Source organism: Vibrio sp. RE86 (assembly GCF_013114545.1).
Classification (GTDB): Bacteria; Pseudomonadota; Gammaproteobacteria; order Enterobacterales; family Vibrionaceae; genus Vibrio.
In genome coordinates, this window is sequence record NZ_VTXI01000017.1 from 1 (window position 1) to 23,545 (window position 23,545).

General features: G+C 44.8%; 23 protein-coding genes. 13 read left to right on the forward strand and 10 right to left on the reverse strand.

Features of this window, described 5'->3' with window-relative positions; translation table 11 throughout:
• Positions 1 to 148: 148 nt before the first annotated feature.
• On the reverse strand, positions 149 to 754 hold the full coding sequence (locus F0231_RS15400; protein WP_171760593.1) for a YtjB family periplasmic protein: 606 nt from the start codon (positions 752 to 754) through the stop codon (positions 149 to 151).
• Positions 755 to 858: 104 nt separating this feature from the next.
• Here F0231_RS15400 and serB point away from each other — a divergent pair, with 104 nt between their 5' ends.
• Positions 859 to 1,839 carry a phosphoserine phosphatase gene (gene serB, locus F0231_RS15405; protein WP_171760594.1) on the forward strand — a complete coding sequence of 327 codons (981 nt, stop codon included), beginning with the start codon at positions 859 to 861 and terminating at the stop codon, positions 1,837 to 1,839.
• Positions 1,840 to 1,893: 54 nt separating this feature from the next.
• Here serB and F0231_RS15410 read toward each other — a convergent pair whose 3' ends face one another.
• Complete coding sequence (locus F0231_RS15410; protein WP_171760595.1) at positions 1,894 to 4,239, reverse strand: PilZ domain-containing protein; 2,346 nt, start codon at positions 4,237 to 4,239, stop codon at positions 1,894 to 1,896.
• Between the two features lie 152 nt (positions 4,240 to 4,391).
• Here F0231_RS15410 and radA point away from each other — a divergent pair, with 152 nt between their 5' ends.
• The gene (radA, locus tag F0231_RS15415; protein ID WP_171760596.1) at positions 4,392 to 5,771 is read left to right on the forward strand and encodes a DNA repair protein RadA; all 1,380 of its coding nucleotides are present in this window, start codon (positions 4,392 to 4,394) and stop codon (positions 5,769 to 5,771) included.
• A 41-nt stretch (positions 5,772 to 5,812) separates the two neighbouring features.
• On the opposite strand, the gene csdA is transcribed toward radA, so the two are convergent.
• The 4 genes from csdA to F0231_RS15435 all read right to left on the reverse strand — a co-directional run bounded on the left by csdA (position 5,813) and on the right by F0231_RS15435 (position 9,491).
• Complete coding sequence (gene csdA / locus F0231_RS15420; RefSeq protein WP_171760597.1) at positions 5,813 to 7,024, reverse strand: cysteine desulfurase CsdA; 1,212 nt, start codon at positions 7,022 to 7,024, stop codon at positions 5,813 to 5,815.
• Positions 7,017 to 7,622: a DJ-1 family glyoxalase III gene (locus tag F0231_RS15425; protein ID WP_171760598.1), complete on the reverse strand. Its 606-nt coding sequence runs from the start codon at positions 7,620 to 7,622 to the stop codon at positions 7,017 to 7,019. The genes csdA and F0231_RS15425 overlap by 8 nt, the downstream gene beginning before the upstream one ends.
• A complete protein-coding gene (gene panE, locus F0231_RS15430) occupies positions 7,619 to 8,509 on the reverse strand; it encodes a 2-dehydropantoate 2-reductase (RefSeq protein ID WP_171760683.1) in 891 nt (296 codons plus the stop codon). The genes F0231_RS15425 and panE overlap by 4 nt, the downstream gene beginning before the upstream one ends.
• A 112-nt stretch (positions 8,510 to 8,621) precedes the next feature.
• Entirely contained in the window at positions 8,622 to 9,491 is an 870-nt protein-coding gene (locus F0231_RS15435; RefSeq protein ID WP_171760599.1) for an outer membrane protein OmpK, read from the reverse strand.
• A 340-nt stretch (positions 9,492 to 9,831) separates the two neighbouring features.
• On the opposite strand from F0231_RS15435, the gene F0231_RS15440 reads away from it, so the two are divergent.
• The 3 genes from F0231_RS15440 to F0231_RS15450 are packed head-to-tail and all read left to right on the forward strand — an operon-like array spanning position 9,832 to position 11,700.
• Positions 9,832 to 10,401 carry an LON peptidase substrate-binding domain-containing protein gene (locus F0231_RS15440; protein ID WP_171760600.1) on the forward strand — a complete coding sequence of 190 codons (570 nt, stop codon included), beginning with the start codon at positions 9,832 to 9,834 and terminating at the stop codon, positions 10,399 to 10,401.
• Between the two features lie 55 nt (positions 10,402 to 10,456).
• On the forward strand, positions 10,457 to 11,041 hold the full coding sequence (locus F0231_RS15445) for a sigma-70 family RNA polymerase sigma factor (protein WP_171760601.1): 585 nt from the start codon (positions 10,457 to 10,459) through the stop codon (positions 11,039 to 11,041).
• Positions 11,038 to 11,700, forward strand: coding sequence for a ChrR family anti-sigma-E factor (locus tag F0231_RS15450; RefSeq protein WP_171760602.1), 663 nt, complete (start codon positions 11,038 to 11,040; stop codon positions 11,698 to 11,700). Before F0231_RS15445 ends, F0231_RS15450 begins: the two co-directional genes overlap by 4 nt.
• A gap of 69 nt (positions 11,701 to 11,769) precedes the next feature.
• On the opposite strand, the gene F0231_RS15455 is transcribed toward F0231_RS15450, so the two are convergent.
• The 4 genes from F0231_RS15455 to F0231_RS15470 all read right to left on the reverse strand — a co-directional run bounded on the left by F0231_RS15455 (position 11,770) and on the right by F0231_RS15470 (position 15,539).
• On the reverse strand, positions 11,770 to 13,161 hold the full coding sequence (locus tag F0231_RS15455; RefSeq protein WP_171760603.1) for an MFS transporter: 1,392 nt from the start codon (positions 13,159 to 13,161) through the stop codon (positions 11,770 to 11,772).
• Between the two features lie 70 nt (positions 13,162 to 13,231).
• Positions 13,232 to 13,777, reverse strand: coding sequence for a peptidylprolyl isomerase (locus tag F0231_RS15460; protein WP_171760604.1), 546 nt, complete (start codon positions 13,775 to 13,777; stop codon positions 13,232 to 13,234).
• Positions 13,777 to 14,346, reverse strand: a complete 570-nt coding sequence (locus tag F0231_RS15465; protein WP_171760605.1) for a YajG family lipoprotein — start codon at positions 14,344 to 14,346, stop codon at positions 13,777 to 13,779. The genes F0231_RS15460 and F0231_RS15465 overlap by 1 nt, the downstream gene beginning before the upstream one ends.
• 62 nt (positions 14,347 to 14,408) lie before the next feature.
• Positions 14,409 to 15,539: a methyltransferase gene (locus F0231_RS15470; protein ID WP_171760606.1), complete on the reverse strand. Its 1,131-nt coding sequence runs from the start codon at positions 15,537 to 15,539 to the stop codon at positions 14,409 to 14,411.
• Between the two features lie 138 nt (positions 15,540 to 15,677).
• On the opposite strand from F0231_RS15470, the gene bolA reads away from it, so the two are divergent.
• The 8 genes from bolA to F0231_RS15510 all read left to right on the forward strand — a co-directional run bounded on the left by bolA (position 15,678) and on the right by F0231_RS15510 (position 23,529).
• On the forward strand, positions 15,678 to 15,986 hold the full coding sequence (bolA, locus tag F0231_RS15475; protein WP_171760607.1) for a transcriptional regulator BolA: 309 nt from the start codon (positions 15,678 to 15,680) through the stop codon (positions 15,984 to 15,986).
• Between the two features lie 445 nt (positions 15,987 to 16,431).
• Positions 16,432 to 17,772, forward strand: a complete 1,341-nt coding sequence (locus F0231_RS15480) for a Na(+)-translocating NADH-quinone reductase subunit A (RefSeq protein ID WP_171760608.1) — start codon at positions 16,432 to 16,434, stop codon at positions 17,770 to 17,772.
• Between the two features lie 5 nt (positions 17,773 to 17,777).
• Entirely contained in the window at positions 17,778 to 19,022 is a 1,245-nt protein-coding gene (locus F0231_RS15485; RefSeq protein WP_171760609.1) for an NADH:ubiquinone reductase (Na(+)-transporting) subunit B, read from the forward strand.
• Positions 19,012 to 19,782 carry a Na(+)-translocating NADH-quinone reductase subunit C gene (locus tag F0231_RS15490; RefSeq protein ID WP_171760610.1) on the forward strand — a complete coding sequence of 257 codons (771 nt, stop codon included), beginning with the start codon at positions 19,012 to 19,014 and terminating at the stop codon, positions 19,780 to 19,782. Before F0231_RS15485 ends, F0231_RS15490 begins: the two co-directional genes overlap by 11 nt.
• On the forward strand, positions 19,782 to 20,414 hold the full coding sequence (locus F0231_RS15495; protein WP_053440090.1) for an NADH:ubiquinone reductase (Na(+)-transporting) subunit D: 633 nt from the start codon (positions 19,782 to 19,784) through the stop codon (positions 20,412 to 20,414). Before F0231_RS15490 ends, F0231_RS15495 begins: the two co-directional genes overlap by 1 nt.
• 7 nt (positions 20,415 to 20,421) lie before the next feature.
• Positions 20,422 to 21,018, forward strand: coding sequence for an NADH:ubiquinone reductase (Na(+)-transporting) subunit E (gene nqrE, locus F0231_RS15500; RefSeq protein ID WP_004415327.1), 597 nt, complete (start codon positions 20,422 to 20,424; stop codon positions 21,016 to 21,018).
• Positions 21,019 to 21,051: 33 nt separating this feature from the next.
• Positions 21,052 to 22,278: an NADH:ubiquinone reductase (Na(+)-transporting) subunit F gene (gene nqrF / locus F0231_RS15505; protein WP_171760611.1), complete on the forward strand. Its 1,227-nt coding sequence runs from the start codon at positions 21,052 to 21,054 to the stop codon at positions 22,276 to 22,278.
• Between the two features lie 246 nt (positions 22,279 to 22,524).
• Complete coding sequence (locus tag F0231_RS15510) at positions 22,525 to 23,529, forward strand: FAD:protein FMN transferase (protein ID WP_171760612.1); 1,005 nt, start codon at positions 22,525 to 22,527, stop codon at positions 23,527 to 23,529.
• Positions 23,530 to 23,545: the final 16 nt, after the last annotated feature.

Below are 23,545 nucleotides of genomic sequence, written 5' to 3' on the forward strand. Positions count from 1 at the left end.
ACCTAAATCGATACCTAAAATGTGGATGGTAGACATATGGTTCACCTCGTTTTGAGAGCCTACTCTAAGCGTAGGGCTTGAGAGTGAGGCGGACCATATAATTAGGGTTGATGCCATGCATCAACCCTTTTTCGTTTTCTGATAATGATTACATGTCTTTCAGCAACAAGTTCTCACCTTTACGCTTATTCGGTTTTCTACGTAGAATCAGCGCCAGAATAAGTCCTGCGATAAAGCTCATTCCCACCATGGTGTACATGTAGCGATCACTTTTACGGTAATAGTGATCAGAAAACGCGGTTAATTTGCCAGTTTCAAAGGTAATTCGCACAAAGCCAATTACACCGCCATCTTTTAAAATCGGTTCAACAAGCTGTTGCTTTCCAATACGAGCGGTTTGCAGTGGGGTATCTAGCCCAAGCATTTCACGAACGGATTTGGCTTGATCACTGGCTGCCAGCTTAATGCCTTCAGCATTGTAAATCGTCGCATCGACAACCAAGCTATCTTTTGCTAATTGATTCGTCAGCTTGAGTAGGCGCTCTTGATCTTGCGTTGTGATCATATCAGACGCCGATAAAGACGCTTGAGAGATAAGAATATCAGTGAGTGTCTCTAGCTGGTTGGCTTGAATTCGCTCGTTGCCCTTCGTAATTTTGACACTGTTGATTGCAATGGTCGCAACCATAGCCACTAACAAGATAGTTGCTAGCACTTTCAACGCCATACGAAAAGAAAACAGAGATGAGTCCATTTTTTACCTAAATAGAGGATAATTATACTTTAGAGCATATTGAGACTTGCGTAGGTAAATTGCAATAGGTTAACGTGTTGAGAGATTTTTCAGGAAAGATTGACATGGACACGTTAAAGCCCCTCTCTATTCGTAAACATATCCCTTTAATTAATCGACTGCCAGAAGCACGCTTAGCTACCTCTTTTGATAAAGACAAGGCTAATTGGGTCGTCTATGGCGATTACCTATGCCCTAGCCAATTTGAAGATATCGACTTTTTTGTCGGCTATTACAATGCGGTGGTGGACGTCTGGAAAGTAGGAAACTACGAAGTTGCCTTAATGGCAGGTGAGTTAACCGATCAGCATGAAGAGGTTCTTCAAGCACTAGAGTTAGATTACTCATCGTTAACCGATATGCCAGACCTTTCTAAACCGGGTCTGATTGTGCTTGATATGGATTCAACGGCAATCCAAATCGAGTGTATTGATGAGATCGCAAAACTAGCCGGTGTCGGTGAAGAAGTGGCAGAGGTGACTGAGCGAGCAATGCAAGGTGAGCTTGATTTTGAGCAGAGCTTACGTCAACGAGTCGGTAAACTTGCAGGCGCAGACGAATCTATTTTGAGTTCGGTTCGTCAGGAACTCCCTCTGATGCCAGAGCTGCCAGAGCTCATCGCTACCTTAAAACAATATGGTTGGAAAACAGCCATTGCATCCGGTGGTTTTACCTACTTTTCCGATCATTTAAAACAGTTGTTAGCATTGGATCATGCTCAGTCGAACCAGCTAGAAATTGTTGAAGGTAAATTGACTGGTCAAGTCGTGGGTGAAGTTGTTTCGGCTCAAACCAAAGCTGACATCTTGATTGAGCTGGCTGATAACTATGAGATTGAAGCGCACAATACGATTGCCGTAGGTGATGGCGCTAATGACTTGGTGATGATGGCGGCAGCAGGGTTAGGTATTGCTTACCATGCAAAACCGAAAGTGGAACAAGAAGCGCAAAGTGCGGTCAGATATGCAGGGCTAGGAGGCATTATCTGTGTTTTATCTGCGTTGCTAGCGAAACAAAAACGAGTCAGTTTTAAACCGCAACCGTAATCGATAAAACAAAAGAAGCGAGGAACTATCCTCGCTTTTTTAGCTATGTCGATTTTATTTGGTCAACTCTAACCGTATCAACACTTCTTCAGTGATGTCTGTCAGTTCGCCGTAACCGACGATATTGGAGATCTCTTTTTCTAAACTGCGTGCTTGGTGCAAGCTCACTTGAGTCAGCTCTTCAAGATCTTTACGTACTAAGGCTGTCATGGCATCAAATACTGGTGCGCCACAAATCCTTACCGCATAAAACTCACCCATGGTCTGAGCTCGCTTGATGAAGTGGATTCGCTGTTTCAGGCCCTCGAACTCGCTGCTCAGCTTAGACTCCACAGATTGAATGCGCGTACCAAATTTGGTCACAAACAGGTAGAGCTCATGATATTGGGGTTCTGCGCCTTCAATACGTTTCATTGGTTGAGCGAGTAGCGTATTGCTATAGCCTTTATAAATAGGGGCTAATGAGAAGTTTTGTTCATCGCCCAACTTCGCCAGTACGGTTAAAAAAGGCTTGAGCGGATAGTTAACACCAATCGCTTTTGGTCTTAAGCTAGTGCCTCTCTTTTCTATATAGAGTGGGGAACTGACCATTTTATCCAGCAATATGTCGTGCAAACCTTCGAGAAGTTCGTTGCTCGGCAAGAGCTCTTTTTTAGCCACCAACTTATCTTGGTTATGTTCGATCAAACGGCCAAAGAAGGAGACGGTGCTGCGAATCTTACTCGATTCTTGTATTGCTAATTGTAAGCGCTTGCCCCCTGGACTGACTCGAATAACTTCGTAAGGGACCTCATCGAGAGGGAGCTTTTTATCATACAGTTGAAGCTCTTTAAAATTGATTGAGCAGCTATCACCGGCCTTTAACGCTGTTGGGGTGGCAAGAGCGATACTGGCCCCATGCTTTGAAATATCAAAAGTCACGCCATTCACATTGGTGGCATTCGCGTCGGTTAAAATCAGTGGTGAGCGAAATTGATATCTTGGCTCTCGGCGACGCGACTGTGCATCAAAATAGATACAGGCAGGGTTACTACCTGGATTGCGAGCATGCCTAAATCGATTGAGTTCACTTGCCGCTAGGCGAGGCTTTTCCGTAAATAGGTAGTCTTGGCGACTGTTCGCGTCAGAGATGTCTTGCAATATAGCGCAGTGAGTAAGAGTTTCCGTTTCTAGATTAAGTTCACTGGAGTGAGATGAAAGTCCTTGTCTTTCCTCATCCGAGAGTTCAAATACAGATAGCCTAAATGCTTTCCAGCTGTCCTTTTTAGCGCCGACATGCCAGAAAAGTTGACGTACTTCTCTGGTGGCCTCAGGCATCATCATTGAGAAAAAGAGTGTTTTATCTTTATGTTGATGAGTGAATGAGTAAAGAACGTTACTACTTCCTTTAACACCCTCCGCTGTCAGTTGCGACATTCGTTGCTGATGGAAAAGATTACTCAATGCTTGTTGGTTGCGCTCATCATGCCAATACTGCCAAATAGGGCGATTGTTCTCGGTCATTAAGACAAGCTTTAGTTCATCACCGCTGAAGAAGAGCGGCAGATTACAAGTATGCTTTAGGTAGGTGTGTTCATAGCCGCGAGAACGGGCGCGAATGATCTTATCTTGATTGTCATGACGATTTTTTTGCGCATCGTTTTTCAGCAGCTGCTCAATCACTAATTCTAGAATGTTGCTAGTATCGAGCTTGAGTAAGCGTAGGTATTTGACCGCATCATTTTCATAAGAATCATCAATGCCGACAATACGGTAAGGAATTGGCGCATCAACACCATCGATGTCAAGTTCTTTGCTCAGCTCCACTAATTGTACGTCAATGACCGCACCTAGCTTATAATCAAAGGCCGACGGGACTTTAAATTTGGCACCAGAAGGTGAGATATCGACCGTAACACCATTGATGACTTGTTTATTCGCTAATTGGAGTTCGACTTGAGAGGAGAGTTTGAGGCGGTTCTCTTTGCGTTTTAAGTCGTAACCTAGGGTAATGGGCTCGACGTCTAACCCATTATTCTTGATGGCATTCTCGTCACCAATGGGCTTACCGCGTTGCTGCATAACTCGGAAGTTATTGTGAGTATTACTAAGTGCTTCCCACACTCCTTCTGTATAACTGCCAAACTTTCGAGTGTTCTTGTGGTAGGCGTTAAATGCAACATCATCTAGCCAGTGTTTCACACCATCTAACTCGTAAGAACGGCATTCACCTTTGACTCGGCCGCGAAGGTCGACTGGCTTGGTGCAAGGTGCCATAACGCGGTTTAACTCCATTTTGACTAAGATCTTAGTCGACGGGGGTTCGCCTTCTGTCAGTTGGTTTAGAAGGTAGTCAAAATCATCCGAGTGGTAAGCTGGAATTAATCGCTCTGCTAACGAGAGTATTTCTGGCTGCTGCATATTTTTTTGTTAGAGTATTCCTTACTCTTTATATCGGCCTTGATATAAAGATCTTTAGTGATATGTTACAGCGAATCAAGTTACTTAGTGGTATAAACAGCACCACGGTGCAGTTTGCATCACATTTACAACATTATTAAACCTGAGGTTACATGGCAAAGGCGAAAACGGCGTACGTTTGTAATGATTGTGGCGCGGACTTTCCGCGCTGGCAAGGGCAGTGCAATGCGTGTGGTGCGTGGAATACAATTAGTGAAGTTCGATTGGCTGCTTCTCCCGCGGCGGCTCGCAATGAGCGGTTAAGCGGGTATGCGGGTAACTCAGGTGAAACCCAAGTACAAACCCTATCAGAGATCGACCTGCAAGAGGTTCCTCGCTTCACCAGTGGCTTCAAAGAGTTTGACCGAGTGCTCGGTGGAGGCGTTGTCCCTGGTGCTGCTATCTTGATTGGTGGCAGCCCTGGTGCAGGTAAATCGACCTTGTTATTGCAGACCATGTGTTACCTAGCGTCACAAATGCCGACGCTCTATGTGACAGGTGAAGAGTCGCTGCAACAGGTGGCGATGCGTGCTTCTCGACTTGGATTGCCGAAAGATAACCTGAAAATGCTTTCAGAGACCAATGTCGATCGAATTTGTCAGATTGCTGAGAAAGAACAGCCAAAGATCATGGTGATCGACTCTATTCAGGTTATGCACGTTTCAGATGTTCAGTCTTCCCCGGGCAGCGTGGCTCAGGTACGTGAATCAGCGACGGCTTTGACTCGTTATGCGAAACAAAATAATGTCTCCGTGTTTATCGTTGGTCACGTAACGAAAGATGGCACACTGGCGGGGCCTAAAGTGCTCGAGCATATCATTGACTGTTCAGTGCTGCTGGACGGTGGCACCGATAACCGCTTTAGAACCATGCGCAGTCATAAGAACCGTTTTGGTGCGATCAATGAGCTTGGTGTGTTTGCTATGACAGGTCAGGGCTTACGTGAGGTGAATAACCCGTCCGCTATATTCTTGTCTCGTGGTGAAGAAGAGACATCAGGCAGCTCGGTGATGGTTGTATGGGAAGGTACTCGCCCATTGCTTGTCGAAATTCAGGCGTTGGTCGATTATTCGCAGCTTGCTAACCCTCGCCGCGTGGCTGTCGGTCTTGAACAGAATCGATTGTCTTTGCTTCTTGCAGTTCTTCACAAGCATGGTGGACTGCAGATGGCTGACCAAGACGTATTTGTTAACGTTGTCGGTGGCGTAAAAGTGACAGAGACCAGTGCGGACTTAGCTTTGGTGATGGCACTGCTTTCAAGCTTCCGTGACAGAGCACTTCCGAAAGATGTGGTGGTATTTGGAGAAGTCGGTCTAGCGGGTGAGATACGCCCTGTACCAAGTGGTCAAGAGCGTTTAAATGAAGCGTTTAAACATGGCTTTAAAAAAGCGATTGTTCCAGCTGCCAATATGCCTAAAGGAGGCATTCCTGGTATGCAAATTCATGGCGTGAAGAAGCTGTCAGAAGCGATTCAAGCCTTCGATGAGCTTTAACAATTAGAAAGGGCTGGCATATATGCCTGCCCTTTTAGTATTTAGAGCATATCGACGGCTTTTTCGACCGCTGCAATCAGCTTGTCTACATCATCCATTGTGTTGTAGATGCCAAATGAGATACGCACAGTGCCTTTGACATTGAGTGCATCCATTAATGGGTGAGCACAGTGATGGCCTGCACGAACGGCGATGCCTTGTTGATCGAGTAAGGTCGCAATGTCTTGGTGATGAACGCCATCCATAACAAATGAGATCACAGAAGCATTATCTTGGAAACCAAGGATATCAATATCTTCGATAGCAGTTAGACGTTGAAGTGTTGTGGATACAAGCTGGTGGATATGTTTTTCCACTGCATGTTGATCAAAAGACTGGTACCAATTAATTGCAGTTCCTAGTGCGATCGCGCCTGCTACGTTTGGCGTTCCCGCTTCAAATTTACCTGGTAATTCACTGTAGGTTGTTCCGTCAAACGAGACCTTCTCCACCATTTTGCCACCCCCATGCCAAGGAGGCATCGACTCAAGCAATGCGAGCTTTCCATAGAGCACGCCAATGCCGGCAGGCGCATAAAGTTTGTGTCCCGAGAACACGTAAAAGTCAGCATTGAGTTGGCTGAGATTAACCTGCTCATGAACAATGCCTTGTGCACCATCAACAACAACAACCGCCCCATGCTGGTGGGCGAATTCAATGACTTGTTCAATCGGCTGCCGAGTACCTGTGACATTGGTAATATGAGCCAGTGCGACAATCTTCACTTTGCCAGACATCAGAGATGTAAACGCTTCAAAATCAAACTGGCAATCTGAGGTCATTGGCACTTTGACTACTTTAGCACCTGTTTGCTCGGCAACGATTTGCCAAGGAACAATGTTAGCGTGGTGCTCCATTTCACTGACTAAGATTTCATCGCCAGCTTGTAACGTATTACGAGCATAGGTCTGCGCAATCAGGTTGAGCGCCTCGGTTGCTCCGCGAGTCCAAACAATCTCTTTGGTTGAGTTTGCACCTATGTAGTCAGCCACAGTTTGCCTCGCTGACTCAAATTGGCTGGTCGCTTTCGCGGTTAAGCTGTGGCTACCACGGTGAACATTGGCATTTTGGTGACTGTAGTAGTCAGAAATCGCATCTATAACACAGCGGGGCTTTTGAGTGGTGGCAGCACTGTCTAGATACACCAGACTTTGTCCATTGACTTGCTGATTAAGCGCTGGAAACTGTGCTGTGATACTTGAAATATCAAGCATGCTCATCACCTAGTTTATGGTACTGCAGAGTAGGAATCGTCACCATTGATTCTGCGACCGTCCAAGCGTGCGCTTTACCTGATAGATTGATGATCACTTCCATTGCAAATTCAAGCGCGGTTCCCGGCCCTTGGCTAGTGAGAAGATTGTGATTTACATCGTAAGTGACTCGTTTAACGCGCCACTTTTTCGCGTTAATGTGTGACTCAAAACTTGGGTGGCAAGTCATTAATGCGTCTGGGTAGAGATTATGATGCGCTAACACAAGAGCAGGAGCTGCACAGATAGCGGCAACCAACTTACCTTCATACATTTGTTGACGAACTATCTCGATTAATAAGGTGCTGTCACGAAATGTCTCTGCCCCCTGAACACCGCCAGGCAAAATCACCGCATCAAATTCATCGTCAGCAATATCAACCAGTTTGCAATCTGCAGTGAGCGTTACTCCGCGAGAGGCCTTCATTGTCAGTTGGCCGTCGAAATCAGCACTTGCGACAACAGTCTCATAGCCAGCACGTACCATCATGTCGATGATCGTGATGGCTTCCATCTCTTCTGTGCCAGGAGCAATAGGGACGAGTACTTTTTTGGTCATTGTTGATTCCAACCTTGTTCAATCTGTTTAATCGCGGAAAAGAGGGCGCGGTTTTCTGGGGTACTAATATTGTGAGCTTTCGCTCTCTGCAAGAGAAACCCAGTAATAAAGTCTATCTCGCTTTGACGTTGATGAAAAATATCTTGCTGCATTGAAGACAAGTTCTTTTCGGTTGCCTTTATCACGGAGTAAACCGACGAGTGCAATTGCTCATAAGACGTTTGAATACCTTCTGCGAGCATGACCTCGCTTACTTCTCGGATAATAGTACCCAAAACCTGATTGTACTTGTCGTCAGCCAGTGTGCCATTGGTGACTTGCTCGATCGCTGTAAGAGGGTTAATGGCACAGTTAATCGCAAGCTTGTTCCATAAAGCAGATACGATCTCTGGGTTCCATACCACTTCTGGCAAACTGTGTTGCAGTACTTCTGCTAAGAAGTAGCATTGCTGACCCTTATCATTGTAGCCACCAAGCTGAGTCGTACCTAACCCTGTGTGTGAGACATGGTTGGCCGTTTTTCGGTAAGCACCATGAGTGGTTGTCGCGAGTATGAGTGGATTAGCGGGCAATAGTCGCTTTACCTCTTCTGCAGTACCCATCCCATTGTGCATAAGGGTAATCATACAATCTGGGTCTATTTTATCTGCTAGATGAGACAGAGCATCAACCACTTGAGGCGCTTTTACTGTGACGAGAAGGAGATCTGCAGCGGCAAGCTTCTCTAGGTTATTGCTCTCAAGCTCAATTGAAGCATCGCCATCGAGCTGAATCGTGATTGAAGGCTGAGATTTTCGGGTAAAAACAGCAACAGAATGCCCTGATTTATGCAAGTTAGCTGCCCATAAGGAACCAATAGCACCAAGGCCAAGTATCACAATATTCATGCAAAGCGGAGAGAGTAGAGGATTTGCCAAAAGGATAAGGTTAAACAGGAATAAAGCAAACAAAAATGGCACCCGAAGGTGCCATTTGCAATCTGTTTACTCAGAAGTTTTATTAGAACTTGTAAGTTGCTGCGATGTAGTGTGCTACACCTGAAGTTTTACCTGCGATACCGCCATCAGCTAGACCATACACTTCATCGTACAGTTTTAGACCGTAGCCAAGTGCGAACTGGTCAGTGTGCCAGTATAGGCCGTTGTACATTGCGCCACCGTGAGAAGAGTTCAGTGGAGTGCCTGCAATGTCAGTCTTCTCGATGCCGAATTCGTAATCTAGGTAACCTTGGTATGTGATGAACGAACCGTTTTCGAAGAAGTAGAATGGTTTGAACCAGTTAAGAGACACTTGGTAACCGTTCCAATCTTTTGCGTTCATGTCGTACTTAGCGTAAGCGTTAACACCTACTTTACCGAACCATGGAACCATTACATCAGAGCCAATACCTGTGTAGATATTGTATGTTGGCTTATCTGCTTTCAAAGGCTCATTGTTATCACCTAAGATTGGCTGACCATCTTTCATGTAAGTGTACTCACCACCACCGTTGATTACGATTTGGTTTGCAAAGTACAGCTCTTGAACTGGACCGAAAGACAGGTCTTTACCAGTTAGGCCGTCCAGAGACATACGAGGGTTAATTTTTGCGAAGATGCGGTCAGAGCCACTCTTATCACTACCGTCGTTGTTTAGTACGTTGAAGAAATCGATGTAGCCGTATAGGTCAAAGATTCCCGAACGACCGCCAAATTCCATCTCAATGTAGTCGTGAGATGTTTCACCAGGAAGCTCATCAAACGCACCCATTACGTTAAATTGGAACCATTTGTAGTCATTCTTGTGAGTATCGCCGTCTGTGTAGTCAGCTGCCATTACAGGCGCAGACATTGCTGCTACAACACCAAGAGCTAAAAGTGATTTACGCATAGTGGGACTCTCTATGTATGTTAATTCGTTAAACGTGATATTTGTTTAGTTGCACATTCTGCGCTGTGCTTTGTTGAGGCGAATAATATAGATAAATTTCTCAAAAACCATCTGCAACAAGTGTAAAAAAACATAAAACAGGTGATCTGTATCTCATTAACAATCTAAAGTTTGGAATGTAACGGAACTAAAATCCTGTTGCATGAAATTTGAATGAGGTATCGATTACGCAAGCGGTTGCTATAAATTTTATGCTCATCATGTATTCAACAGATAAGGTGAATGATCGATCTGGAGATAGGTGACGTAAATGTTAATGATGTATTAGGAGATAACATTTATGTCAGAAGTCATGCTCTTTCCATTGAGCTCAGTTGTTCTTCCTGAAGGGAAAATGCGGCTGAGAATATTTGAGCCTAGGTACAAAAGATTAGTCTCTCAAGCGATGAAGTCTGATGGTACGTTCGGAATTTGTCTATTTGATCGAGATGCGGAACAAAAAGGTGGCGATCTTTCAACGATAGGTACTTTGGCGAAAATTACAGACTTTGAACTTCTCGACGATGGCTTACTTGGTATATCTGTGACCGGATTAAAAAAGTTCAAGATAACGAACGTACGTGTGGAACCTGATGGGCTTAGATTTGCTCGTATAGAGTCACTACCAAGTTGGGATGTCGAAAATTTGGAGTATCGTGATACAACGGTCAGCCAGTACCTCGGTAAAGTTTACGAGCAATTCCCTCATGTGGGAGAGCTGTACGATCAAAAGTTTTATGATGATGCTAGTTGGGTGAGTCAACGTTGGTTAGAGATCTTACCCATCTCAAAACGCACATTTGATAACCTAACCGAGCAAACAGATTGTAAAGCTACGCTAGACTTTATAAAGAAAGCTTTGGAAAAGTGATCGCTTTCAGTTTAATAACGTATTACAGAGAACGGACGCAATTGAGGTTACAGTAATGATTACAACAGAGACCCAAAATTTCTCCAAAGAAGATTGGGCGTCATGCATGGAACAGGTTAAATGCCGAGACAAATCAGCGTTCGCCTTGGTATTCCATCATTTCTCTCCTCGTTTAAAGCAGTTCGCCTACAGACATATGGGTAACGAACAAGTAGCCGTAGAAATTGTGCAAGAAGCTTTGGCGACGGTTTGGCAAAAAAGCGTACTGTTTGACAGCAGTAAGAGCTCGCTCTCCACATGGATCTACACGATAGCAAGAAACCTCTGCTTTGATACGTTGAGAAAGCAGAAAGGTAGGGAAGCGCATCTCCATTCTGAAGATATATGGCCAAACGACTATTGCCCGCCTGATATGGTAGAGCACTACTCTCCAGAGACCGACCGTCTCAAAGAGCAAGTCGTTAAATATTTGGACACTCTGCCAGAGGCTCAGAAGAAAGTGGTTAAAGCGGTTTACCTTGAAGATTTACCTCACCAGCAAGTAGCAGACATGTTTGATATTCCTCTCGGAACCGTTAAATCACGTTTGCGCCTAGCAGTTGAAAAGTTAAGAAACACCATAGAGGCAGACAAATTATGAGTTACCATCCACAAACATCCATGCTTCAAGCGTACGCTGAAGGCATTCTGGACGATGTGAGTGCCTTTACTGTCGCTACTCACATTGAGAGCTGCCCCAAGTGTCAGCGATTGGTTAGCCAGTTAGAACAGCAGTGCGGAGATCATTTAGTGAGTAGTGAAGTCGTTATGAATGATGACTTTGACTCTATGCTCAGTGACATACTTGCTCTGGAACCCAATAATGAACCATTCCGAGTTTCTCGTAAGCCAACCTTTATCGATGTTAACGGAAAATCCTTTCGTTTGCCGCTCTCTTTAAGTCGTTTCAGAGACAGCATTGGCGATTGGAAGAGTTACGGAGGCAAAGTGTTCAGCGCTTCGATAGATATATCTGACGACGCTCGTGTTAACTTGATGTACATTGCCGAAGATGTATCTATACCTCAACACACGCACAAAGGTTTGGAGTCAACGCTGGTCCTTCACGGAGGTTTTAGCGATGAAGATGGCCATTATGAAATCGGTGACTTCCTACTTAAAGATGCCTCTGTGAAACACAGCCCGTTCACGAAACCAGGCGAAGATTGTTTATGTTTGACGGTTTTAACCGAACCAATGATATTTACTCAAGGGGTCGCTCGCATCTTTAACTTATTCGGTAAGGGTATGTACCCTTAAAGTGCAAGTTGTAGCAAAAGAAAAGGCTTGGTCAATCCAAGCCTTTTTTAATTCTTTTAATTGTATTAATTAGGAATCACTTACTTTGTGCTGCTCTGTCTCTTCAGAGTCACGCGTTCGAGCTTTATCTAGTAAGTCGGTAAAGTAATGACGCAGTGAATACAACATGATTAAGCTAGGTATCACCATCAATGCGGTGATGACAAAGAAGGTTGACCAGTCATTGAGATAATCAGCCAGTTCACCACTAAATGAAGCAAGTGTCGTTCGGCCAAAGTTGCCTAGCGATGCGAGTAGGGCGTATTGAGTCGCGGAGAACGCTTGCCCTGTGAGTACTGTTAAGAATGATACAAAAGCCACCGTGGAGAATGCAGTCGTAAAGTTATCAACGAGGATCGTCGCCAAGAACAGGTGCTCGTTAGGGCCGACTTTCGCGATCCACGCGAACATCAGGTTACTGGCCGCCATGGCGATACCACCAATCATTAGCCCGCGAACAATACCAAACTTCACATTGAACATACTGCCCACTAAGGTGAAGAAGATAGTCGCACCCCAACCGATAAGCTTCGAATAGTGACCGATCTGCTCATTGCTGAATCCGACCTCTTTGTAGAACGTAATCGACATACGCCCCAAAAAGGCTTCACCTATCTTAAATAGGAAAACAAACAGAAGCAGAGTAATCGCGACTTGAACGCCATTGCGTTTGAAGAAGTCTAAGAAAGGTTCGATGACAGTAACACTAAACCAAGCAACCAATTTAGAGGAGACCACTTTGTTATGGCGTGCCTCAGCTTGGCTTTGTAGAGCTTCACGGTTGGTCTGTGGCTCTCCAACCAGTAGCGTAAAGAGCATCAATATACCGACAATAAATGCCATGCCGTAGTACACACCATTCCAGCCAATTGAATCAGCATTAATAAATGCAAAATAGCCAGGAAGTGAATAACCTGTCCACCAACCGATAACGGCCATCGCCGATGCTTGAGGAAGCTTCGATGATTCAGATTTAGGAAAGGTATCAATACGGAATGCATCAATCGCAATATCTTGAGTTGACGAGGCAATCGCGATAGCCAGTGCGAGCATTGATGTAAACATCAGATTCTTCGAAGGATCAACACCCGCAATGAAGAGCGTACTGACTAATACCAAAGACTGACATAAAAAGATCCAGCTACGGCGTTGACCTAATACTCGATGTAAAACAGGAAGTTTGACTCGGTCAACAAGTGGAGCCCAAAGAAAATTAATTGCGTATACAGCAAATACACTGCCGAAATAGCCAATAGCAGCACGAGTGAGTCCAGCATCTTTTAGCCAGCCAGACATATTTGAACCGATCAGAACCCAAGGAAAACCGCTGGAACAGCCAAGCATGAAAACCCACATGAGACGTTTGTCCATATAGCTGCGAATTGTCTCAACCCAGGAAAGGGATTGGGGTTCTGACGACATACACAAATCCTTGTTTGATTTTTTACGGCAAGAGAAAAAGGCTCCAACCGAAGGTCAGAGCCAAAATAGATTATTTTAGAAGAGTAGCTTTAGTGATGATGATCGGTTCGACAGGAACATCGCGGTAGCGGCCTTGAGTTGACGTTCGTTTGTTCGACATGCTTTGCACTACATCGAAACCTTGAGTCACTTTACCGAAAACAGCGTAACCTGGCGGGCGCTGGTCATAATCAAGAAAGTTATTGTCAACGAAGTTAATGAAAAACTGACGCGTTGCAGAGTTAGGATCGTTGGTACGAGCCATTGCAATCGTCGCGGTGTTGTTCTTTAACCCATTTGACGCTTCATTTTGGACTGGGGCATAGGTTGGTAAAGACTTCATGTTTTTATCGAAGCCACCACCTTGAGCCATAAAGTTTGGAATTACACGGTGGAACTGGGTACCAACGTAGCTACCATCGTTAACGTATTTTAGGAAGTTAGCTACCGTCAGTGGTGCTTTTTCTTGGTTAAGTTCAACCGTAAAAGCGCCAATCGTTGTTTCAAATTCAACCTTTGGGCCAGCGAAAACTAAGCTACTAACCAGTGCCAGAGATGCAACAGCAAGTTTTAACATTAGAAACGCTCCTGCATGTACTCTTTAAGTTCACGGTCGTTTGATATCTCTTCAAGCACCAAGTTGATCACATCATTGAGCACCAATTCAACATCTTCGTTTGATGCGCTAAGTGCACCTGTGCGCTTAGCTGTACCGGTGTAGGTTTTTACCAGTTTACCTTGTGGGGTTTCAGCTGTGATTTCTAGAACCACTTTACCGTCCATTTGGTTTTCCATCACAGTGTGTTTCACTGACACTAGCGCTTCTTGAACTTCAATCGCGACGGTATTTTCGCTGCTAACCGTGCTGCGGAAACCTTGTGACTTAAATTGCTCTAGTAAAGCGTTCTCAATCGAAATACGAACGTTTTGCTTAGAGTGAATCGGTTCAATATTAGAACGACCGCTATCGACAAGCGCTACATACTGAGCTGAACGAACGTCTTTACTGGTTAGTGTGAAGGCTGCGTCTTTCACTAGGTCGCTATTGCTTAGCACTGCTTTTGGCATAAAGTTGATTTGTTCCTGCTGCGGGGCAGCACATGCCGTCAGTAAAGCCATAGACGCGGCTAAAACCAGTTTTCTCATTGTAATTTCCTTTGTTGTTAGCTCATTGAGCCTGCTCAAACGTTTAGACAGATAATAGTGGACTATTTAGTCGCTTGTAAAATAACAAATTTCTTATTCGCGGCGACAACTTTGACGTTTGACTTACCAAATAGCCTTGAGAGCTTTCCATCGTAGCCGAGGTGGCGGTTGCCGATAACTAATAATTGTCCGCCAACGTTGAGAATTTGCTTTGCATCACAGAACATCTGCCAAGCAATATGATCGGTAATTGCTTGCTGTTGATGAAACGGCGGGTTACACATGATCATATCAACGTCGTCCAAGACAAGGTCATCAAGGCAGTTGTTCGCAATACAGTTAATTTCGCGACTCTCTCCAAGATTATGGAGTAGGTTCTGTTGAGCGGATTCAACAGCCATAAAACTTTCATCGACACTAGTAAGTTTTATTGTTGGATTCAGCTGTCCCATTTTGACTGACAGCACCCCGTTGCCACAACCAAGGTCAACCACATGCTTAATCTTAGGGTCTACAGGTAAATGTTGAATCATAAAGCGAGCGCCTAAGTCGAGGCTCTCACCAGAGTAAACATTCGGTAGATTGTTTAATTCAATGTTTTCGCCCTCTACAGACCAACGTGTATCCGCTGATACTTGCTTAGGATTGTTAACATCCGCATGGCTAAATACGAGTCGATGTTTTTTCCACGCCAGAGATGTCTTGGTTTCACCTAGGTGTTTTTCAAACAGCTTCAACGTTGAGCTATGTATGTCTTTTGCTTTGTTCACCGCAATGATAGCCACTGATTCGTCAAGTTGGGCGCGTAATTGACTCAAAAGCCAGACCAAGTGACGGTTACTTTTTGGCAGCTGCATCAGCACTAAGGTAACATCGTTAGGGATGGCATCCATCGTATTTGAAAATTCAATGGTAGGGCACTGGTTGAGCTCCAAGTTGGCCTGAGTGCCTTTGTGAGCAATAAAAGAGTCGCTCATCATGGTGACGCGATGACGCTCGCTGAACCAGCAACTCAGCGCACCAAAGTTATCGTTGATGATTAAGATATGCTGATTATCGTCTAGCTGTAGCTCTTCAACATGATTGATGAGGTACTCATCTCCAGCGTCCCATGCTTGAAGAGTTTCATTGTGTCGTTTTGGGTATCTAAATAAAGACAGGGTACGCTCGTGCAGAGTCAGCTCGGTTTTCATAATTGGAACGCTAGGTAATCAATGGTGGGTAAATTGTCGCAAAACCCAACGGATGTGGAAACTAAAACCTTTAGCTTTCTGTATAGGACGATTATTATCTAACCTTAATGTATTGTTGATATTTGTTGGTGAAGCACCATGATACAAGAAGTGATTGAAACGAAACTCCGTGAAGCATTTTCACCTGAATTCCTCCAGGTCGTGAATGAAAGCTACATGCACAACGTGCCTGCTGGTTCTGAGAGTCATTTCAAAGTTGTGATTGTAAGTGAGCAGTTTGAAGGCGCAAGATTAATTGCGCGTCATCGCAAAGTGAATCAAACATTGGCGGATGAACTGGCGAATCATATCCATGCACTCTCTATGCACACCTATACAGCTGCTGAATGGAAAGAACACAACGAGTTAGCACCAGATAGTCCGATGTGCTTGGGCGGTTCGAAGTAGTACTTAAAGTGGTATTAATAAGAGGGTAGCGTTTGCTACCCTTTTTAGTTAGAACTTAGGAGGTAATGTTAACAACGTGGAAACAAATAAATGCAATGGTTAGTTTTAAATAAGATTGTTTCACGATATGAATAACTGACAATATACGAAATAGCATTTGGATTTAGCTTTGTGCGGTGGCTCAAAGTTATGACTATTCCTTAGCCTTTTAAACTCAATTCCCACGAAATATCTTAGCTAATGTCCAGATTCATCATGGCATCCCCTTCCAAAAAAATGATAGACTATCGCACCTGATAAATCTCGATGATTTCTTGTTACGAGATTATTAAGAGGATGTTGCGATTTTGGCGTTTAAAACAGCGTCAAAACCGGACACTAGTGTCGTGTCTTAAAGTTACGCAATCAAAGAATCTTTTTCCCGATAAAAGTAGTGCAAGTGCGTATGATTACAATAAAGAAGGGTTTGGACCTGCCAATCGCAGGAACTCCATCCCAGGTGATTAATGATGGTAAGACCATCAAAAAAGTCGCCTTGCTTGGCGAAGAGTACGTTGGCATGCGTCCTACCATGCATGTCCGCGTTGGCGATGAAGTAAAGAAAGCACAAGTTCTTTTTGAAGATAAAAAGAACCCAGGTGTGAAATTTACTGCGCCAGTAGCTGGTAAAGTGATCGAGATTAACCGTGGCGCTAAGCGTGTACTTCAATCTGTTGTGATTGAAGCTGCAGGCGAAGAGCAGGTGACTTTCGATAAGTTTGAAGCTGGTCAACTAGCAAGCCTAGACCGTGAAGCGGTTAAAGCTCAACTGGTTGAATCTGGTCTTTGGACAGCTTTACGTACTCGTCCGTTCAGCAAGGTTCCTGCAATTGAATCTTCTACTAAGGCTATCTTTGTTACTGCTATGGATACCAATCCATTAGCGGCTCAGCCTGAGTTGATCATTAATGAACAACAAGAAGCATTCGTTGCTGGTCTAGATCTGCTTTCAACACTGACAGACGGCAAGGTTTACGTTTGTAAATCTGGCACAAGTCTGCCTCGTTCTTCTCAGTCGAATGTTGAAGAGCATGTATTTGATGGCCCTCACCCAGCAGGTCTTGCTGGCACCCACATGCATTTCCTATACCCAGTGAATGCAGACAATGTGGCGTGGAGCATCAACTACCAAGACGTTATTGCGTTCGGTCAGTTGTTCCTAACTGGTGAGCTTTACACTGACCGTGTTATTTCTCTGGCTGGCCCAGTAGTAAATAACCCTCGTCTAGTTCGTACAACGCTAGGTGCAAGCCTAGAAGACGTAACGGATAGCGAGCTAATGCCAGGTGAAGTTCGTGTGATTTCTGGTTCAGTACTAACAGGTACTCACGCAACTGGTCCTCACGCTTACCTAGGTCGTTACCACGTACAGGTTTCTGTATTACGTGAAGGCCGTGAAAAAGAGCTATTCGGCTGGGCTATGCCTGGTAAGAACAAGTTCTCTATCACTCGCTCATTCCTTGGTCACGTATTTAAAGGTCAGTTGTTCAACATGACAACGACGACTAACGGTAGTGATCGTTCTATGGTTCCAATCGGTAACTACGAGCGCATTATGCCGCTTGATATCGAACCGACTCTGCTACTTCGTGATCTATGTGCAGGCGATACTGACAGTGCAGTTGCACTTGGTGCGCTAGAGCTAGACGAAGACGATGTAGCACTGTGTACCTTTGTTTGTCCTGGTAAATACGAGTACGGTGAACTACTACGTGAATGCCTAGATAAGATCGAGAAGGAAGGGTAATTTTCATGGCTCTTAAAAAGTTTCTTGAAGACATCGAGCATCACTTTGAGCCAGGCGGCAAACACGAAAAATGGTTTGCTCTGTACGAAGCTGTAGCAACAGTTTTCTACACTCCTGGTCTAATTACAAAGAAGAGCTCACACGTTCGTGATAGCGTTGACCTAAAACGTATCATGATCATGGTTTGGTTTGCGGTATTCCCAGCAATGTTCTGGGGTATGTACAACGCAGGGGGCCAAGCTATCGCAGCACTTAACCACATGTATGCTGGTGATCAACTTGCAGCGGTTGTTGCAGGTAACTGGCACTACTGGCTAACAGAAATGCTGGGTGGCACTTTAGCCGCCGATGCAGGCGTTGGTTCTAAGATGATCTTAGGTGCAACGTACTTCCTACCTATCTACGCGACGGTATTCATCGTTGGTGGTTTCTGGGAAGTTCTGTTCTGTATGGTGCGTAAGCACGAAGTTAACGAAGGTTTCTTTGTAACTTCGATCCTGTTTGCACTGATCGTTCCACCAACACTTCCTCTATGGCAAGCAGCACTAGGTATTACCTTCGGTGTTGTTGTTGCTAAAGAGATCTTCGGTGGTACTGGTCGTAACTTCCTTAACCCAGCACTTGCTGGCCGTGCTTTCCTATTCTTCGCTTACCCAGCGCAAATCTCGGGTGACGTAGTATGGACTGCAGCTGACGGCTTCTCTGGTGCAACGGCGCTAAGCCAATGGGCTCAAGGTGGTAACGGTGCTCTAGTTAACACAGTTTCAGGTGAAGCAATCACTTGGATGGATGCGTTCCTAGGCAACATCCCAGGTTCTATCGGTGAAGTATCGACTCTAGCACTCATGATTGGTGCAGCTCTAATCGTTTACATGCGAATCGCTTCTTGGCGCATCATCGCGGGTGTAATGATTGGTATGGTTGTAACGGCTACGCTGTTCAACGTAATCGGTTCAGATACTAACCCAATGTTCAACATGCCATGGCACTGGCACCTAGTTCTAGGTGGTTTTGCATTCGGTATGTTCTTCATGGCGACAGACCCAGTATCAGCTTCATTTACTAACAAAGGTAAATGGTGGTACGGCGCGCTAATCGGCGTGATGTGTGTACTAATCCGTGTAGTTAACCCAGCGTACCCAGAAGGTATGATGCTGGCGATTCTATTCGCTAACCTGTTCGCACCTCTATTCGACCATGTAGTAATCGAGAAGAACATCAAGCGGAGACTAGCACGCTATGGCAAGTAATAACGACAGCATTAAAAAGACGCTGGGTGTTGTTATCGGGTTGAGCCTTGTTTGTTCAATCATCGTATCAACAGCAGCCGTTGGTCTTCGTGACAAACAAAAAGCTAACGCTGTACTAGATAAGCAAACTAAGATCGTTGAAGTTGCTGGCATTGAAGCAGAAGGTAAAAAAGTACCTGAGCTATTTGCCCAGTACATCGAACCTCGTCTAGTTGATTTCGAAACTGGCGCGTTTGTTGACGGCGATGCAGCGACTTACGACCAACGTAAAGCAGCGAAAGATCCAGCTGAGTCTATCAAGCTAACTGCTGAACAAGACAACGCTAAGATCCTACGTCGTGCTAACACAGGTGTTGTATACCTAGTGAAAGAAGGCGACGCAGTATCTAAGATCATCCTACCTGTACACGGTAACGGTCTTTGGTCAATGATGTACGCATTCGTTGCGGTAGAAACTGACGGTAACACTGTATCTGCAATCACTTACTACGAGCAGGGTGAAACTCCTGGACTTGGTGGTGAAGTTGAGAACCCATCTTGGCGTGCTCAATTTGTTGGTAAGAAGCTTTATGATGAAAACTTCAAACCAGCTATCAAGGTTGTTAAAGGTGGTGCTCCAGCCGGTTCTGAACACGGTGTTGATGGCCTATCAGGTGCGACACTAACAGGTAACGGTGTTCAAGGTACATTTGATTTCTGGTTAGGCGATATGGGCTTTGGTCCATTCCTAGCAAAAGTTCGTGACGGAGGTCTGAACTAATGTCTAGCGCACAAAACGTTAAGAAGAGTCTATTAGCACCAGTATTGGACAACAACCCAATCGCGCTACAGGTTCTTGGTGTTTGTTCTGCACTTGCAGTAACAACTAAACTAGAAACGGCTTTCGTAATGACACTAGCGGTTATCTTCGTAACTGCATTGTCTAACTTCTTCGTTTCGGTAATCCGTAACCACATTCCAAACAGCGTGCGTATCATCGTACAGATGGCAATCATCGCATCGCTAGTAATCGTGGTAGACCAAGTGCTAAAAGCATACCTATACGATATCTCTAAGCAGCTATCTGTATTCGTAGGCCTAATCATTACTAACTGTATTGTAATGGGTCGTGCTGAAGCATTCGCTATGAAGTCTGAGCCAATCCCATCTCTAATCGATGGTATCGGTAACGGTCTTGGTTACGGTTTCGTTCTTATCACTGTTGGTTTCTTCCGTGAACTGTTTGGCTCAGGCAAACTGTTCGGTATGGAAGTGCTTCCTCTAGTGAGCAATGGTGGTTGGTACCAACCTAACGGTCTGATGCTTCTAGCACCATCTGCATTCTTCCTAATCGGCTTCCTAATCTGGGCAATCCGTATTCTGAAACCAGAACAAGTAGAAGCGAAGGAGTAAGGACGTCATGGAACATTACATTAGCTTGCTAGTTAAATCGATTTTCATCGAAAACTTAGCACTATCGTTCTTCTTAGGTATGTGTACATTCCTTGCTGTATCTAAGAAAGTTAAGACCTCTTTTGGTCTTGGTGTTGCGGTTGTCTTCGTACTGACTGTTGCAGTACCAGTGAACAACCTGCTTTACACTTTCATTCTTAAAGAGAATGCGTTAGTTGAAGGCGTGGATCTTAGCTTCCTGAACTTCATCACCTTTATCGGTGTAATCGCAGCACTTGTACAGATTCTAGAAATGATCTTAGACCGTTTCTTCCCACCTCTGTACAACGCGCTAGGCATCTTCCTACCGCTGATCACAGTAAACTGTGCGATCTTCGGTGGCGTGTCTTTCATGGTTACACGTGACTACAACTTTGCTGAATCTGTTGTTTACGGCTTCGGCTCTGGTGTGGGTTGGATGCTAGCTATCGTTGCGTTAGCAGGTATCCGCGAGAAGATGAAGTACTCTGACGTACCTCCAGGTCTACGTGGCCTTGGTATTACGTTCATCACAGTTGGCCTTATGGCGCTAGGCTTTATGTCTTTCTCTGGTGTTCAACTGTAAGTCGGGTAAACGGCAGCAATTAAAGGAATAGTCATGAATACTATTATTTTTGGTGTAGTGATGTTTACCCTGATTATTTTGGCGCTAGTTTTAGTGATTCTATTCGCTAAATCTAAACTAGTACCATCAGGTGACATTACAATCTCTGTGAATAACGACCCTTCACTGGCGATCGTTACACAACCAGGTAGCAAGCTACTGGGTGCTCTAGCAGGTGCTGGCGTATTCGTATCTTCTGCTTGTGGTGGCGGTGGCTCTTGTGGTCAGTGTCGCGTAAAAGTTAAATCAGGCGGTGGCGATATTCTACCTACTGAGCTTGACCACATCAGTAAAGGTGAAGCTCGTGAAGGCGAACGTCTAGCGTGTCAGGTTGCAATGAAAACTGACATGGACATCGAACTTCCTGAAGAAATCTTCGGCGTTAAGAAGTGGGAATGTTCAGTTATCTCTAACGATAACAAAGCAACATTCATCAAAGAGCTTAAGCTACAAATCCCAGATGGCGAATCAGTACCTTTCCGTGCTGGTGGTTACATCCAGATTGAAGCACCTGCTCACCACGTGAAATACGCTGACTTCGACGTACCAGAAGAGTACCGTGAAGATTGGGACAAGTTTAACCTATTCCGTTACGAGTCTAAGGTTAACGAAGAAACAATCCGTGCTTACTCAATGGCTAACTACCCTGAAGAAGAAGGCATTATTATGCTAAACGTGCGTATCGCTACGCCGCCGCCTAATAATCCTGATGTACCACCTGGTATCATGTCTTCATTCATCTGGTCTCTTAAAGAAGGCGACAAATGTACTATTTCTGGTCCATTTGGTGAGTTCTTCGCGAAAGACACAGACAATGAGATGGTCTTCGTTGGTGGTGGTGCTGGTATGGCTCCAATGCGTTCGCACATCTTCGATCAGCTTAAGCGTCTTAACTCTACTCGTAAGATGTCTTTCTGGTACGGTGCGCGTTCTAAGCGTGAGATGTTCTACGTTGAAGATTTCGACGGCCTACAAGCTGAAAACGATAACTTCGTGTGGCACTGTGCTCTGTCTGACCCTATGCCAGAAGATAACTGGGATGGTTACACAGGCTTCATCCACAACGTACTGTACGAAAACTACTTGAAGGATCACGAAGCTCCTGAAGATTGTGAGTACTACATGTGTGGTCCACCGATGATGAACGCTGCTGTTATCGGCATGCTGAAAGATCTAGGTGTAGAAGACGAAAATATCCTACTGGATGACTTCGGCGGCTAAATTTCAGCGTATTTGAAGCTGTAGCGTTGTTGGTTTCATGAACCCAACCTAATCACATAGAAGACCTATGTTCATAGGCTTGGGTTTATTCACAGCCTAGCTACAACTCCAACTACTTGAAATTGCGTATATAAGATGGCTGACTGCTTAAAGTCAGCCATTATTTTTTTAAGAGTGGTAATAGTCGATGCGTTCGATAAAGACACATGCGCTATTCCCGTTCCTCAAAATACAGGAGTCAAACAAGTGAAAAAGTGGCTTGTTGCATTTGCTTCTCTGTTCATCCTAGCTGGCTGTGAGAAACCAGCAGAGCAAATTCATTTAAGTGGCCCAACAATGGGTACCACCTATAATATTAAGTACATCTCGCAAGATGGTTTACCGACACCCCAAGCGCTTCAAACTGAAATTGATCGCTTGCTTGAAGAAGTAAACGATCAGATGTCGACTTACCGAAAAGACTCAGAGCTTAGTCGTTTCAACCAGTCGGAATCTTCTGAGGCATTCGAAGTTTCAGCGCAAACCGCGACGGTCGTGAAAGAAGCAATCCGTTTAAACGGTCTTACTCTAGGCGCGCTAGATGTGACGGTTGGTCCGCTTGTAAACCTTTGGGGGTTTGGTCCTGAAGCTCGCCCTGAAGTGGTTCCTACAGATGCTGAACTTGCAGAGCGTAAAGCAATGACGGGCATTCACCACTTAGCGGTAGACGGTAATTCACTGTCAAAAGACATTCCTAATTTGTACGTTGATCTATCAACGATTGCGAAAGGTTGGGGCGTTGATGTTGTCGCTGACTACATCCAATCTCAAGGCGTAAACAACTTTATGGTTGAAGTAGGCGGTGAGATGCGTTTGAAAGGCGTCAATCGCGAAGGCGTAAAATGGCGTATTGCGATTGAGAAACCTTCAGTTGAAGAGCGTGCCATTCAAGAGATTATTGAACCAGGAGATATGGCGGTCGCGACTTCGGGCGATTACCGTAACTATTTTGAGCGTGATGGTGTACGATACTCGCATATCATTAACCCAGAAACAGGCACACCGATTGAACACAAAGTCGTGTCGGTGACGGTACTGGATAAATCTTCAATGACAGCAGATGGCTTAGCAACTGGTCTGATGGTCCTCGGTGAAGAGGTAGGCATGAAGATTGCTGAAAAGAACAATATACCTGTGTTTATGATTGTGAAAACACAAGATGGATTTAAAGAAATGGCTTCTACTGCGTATAAGCCATACCAAAATAAATAACTAAGATGAGCATGTC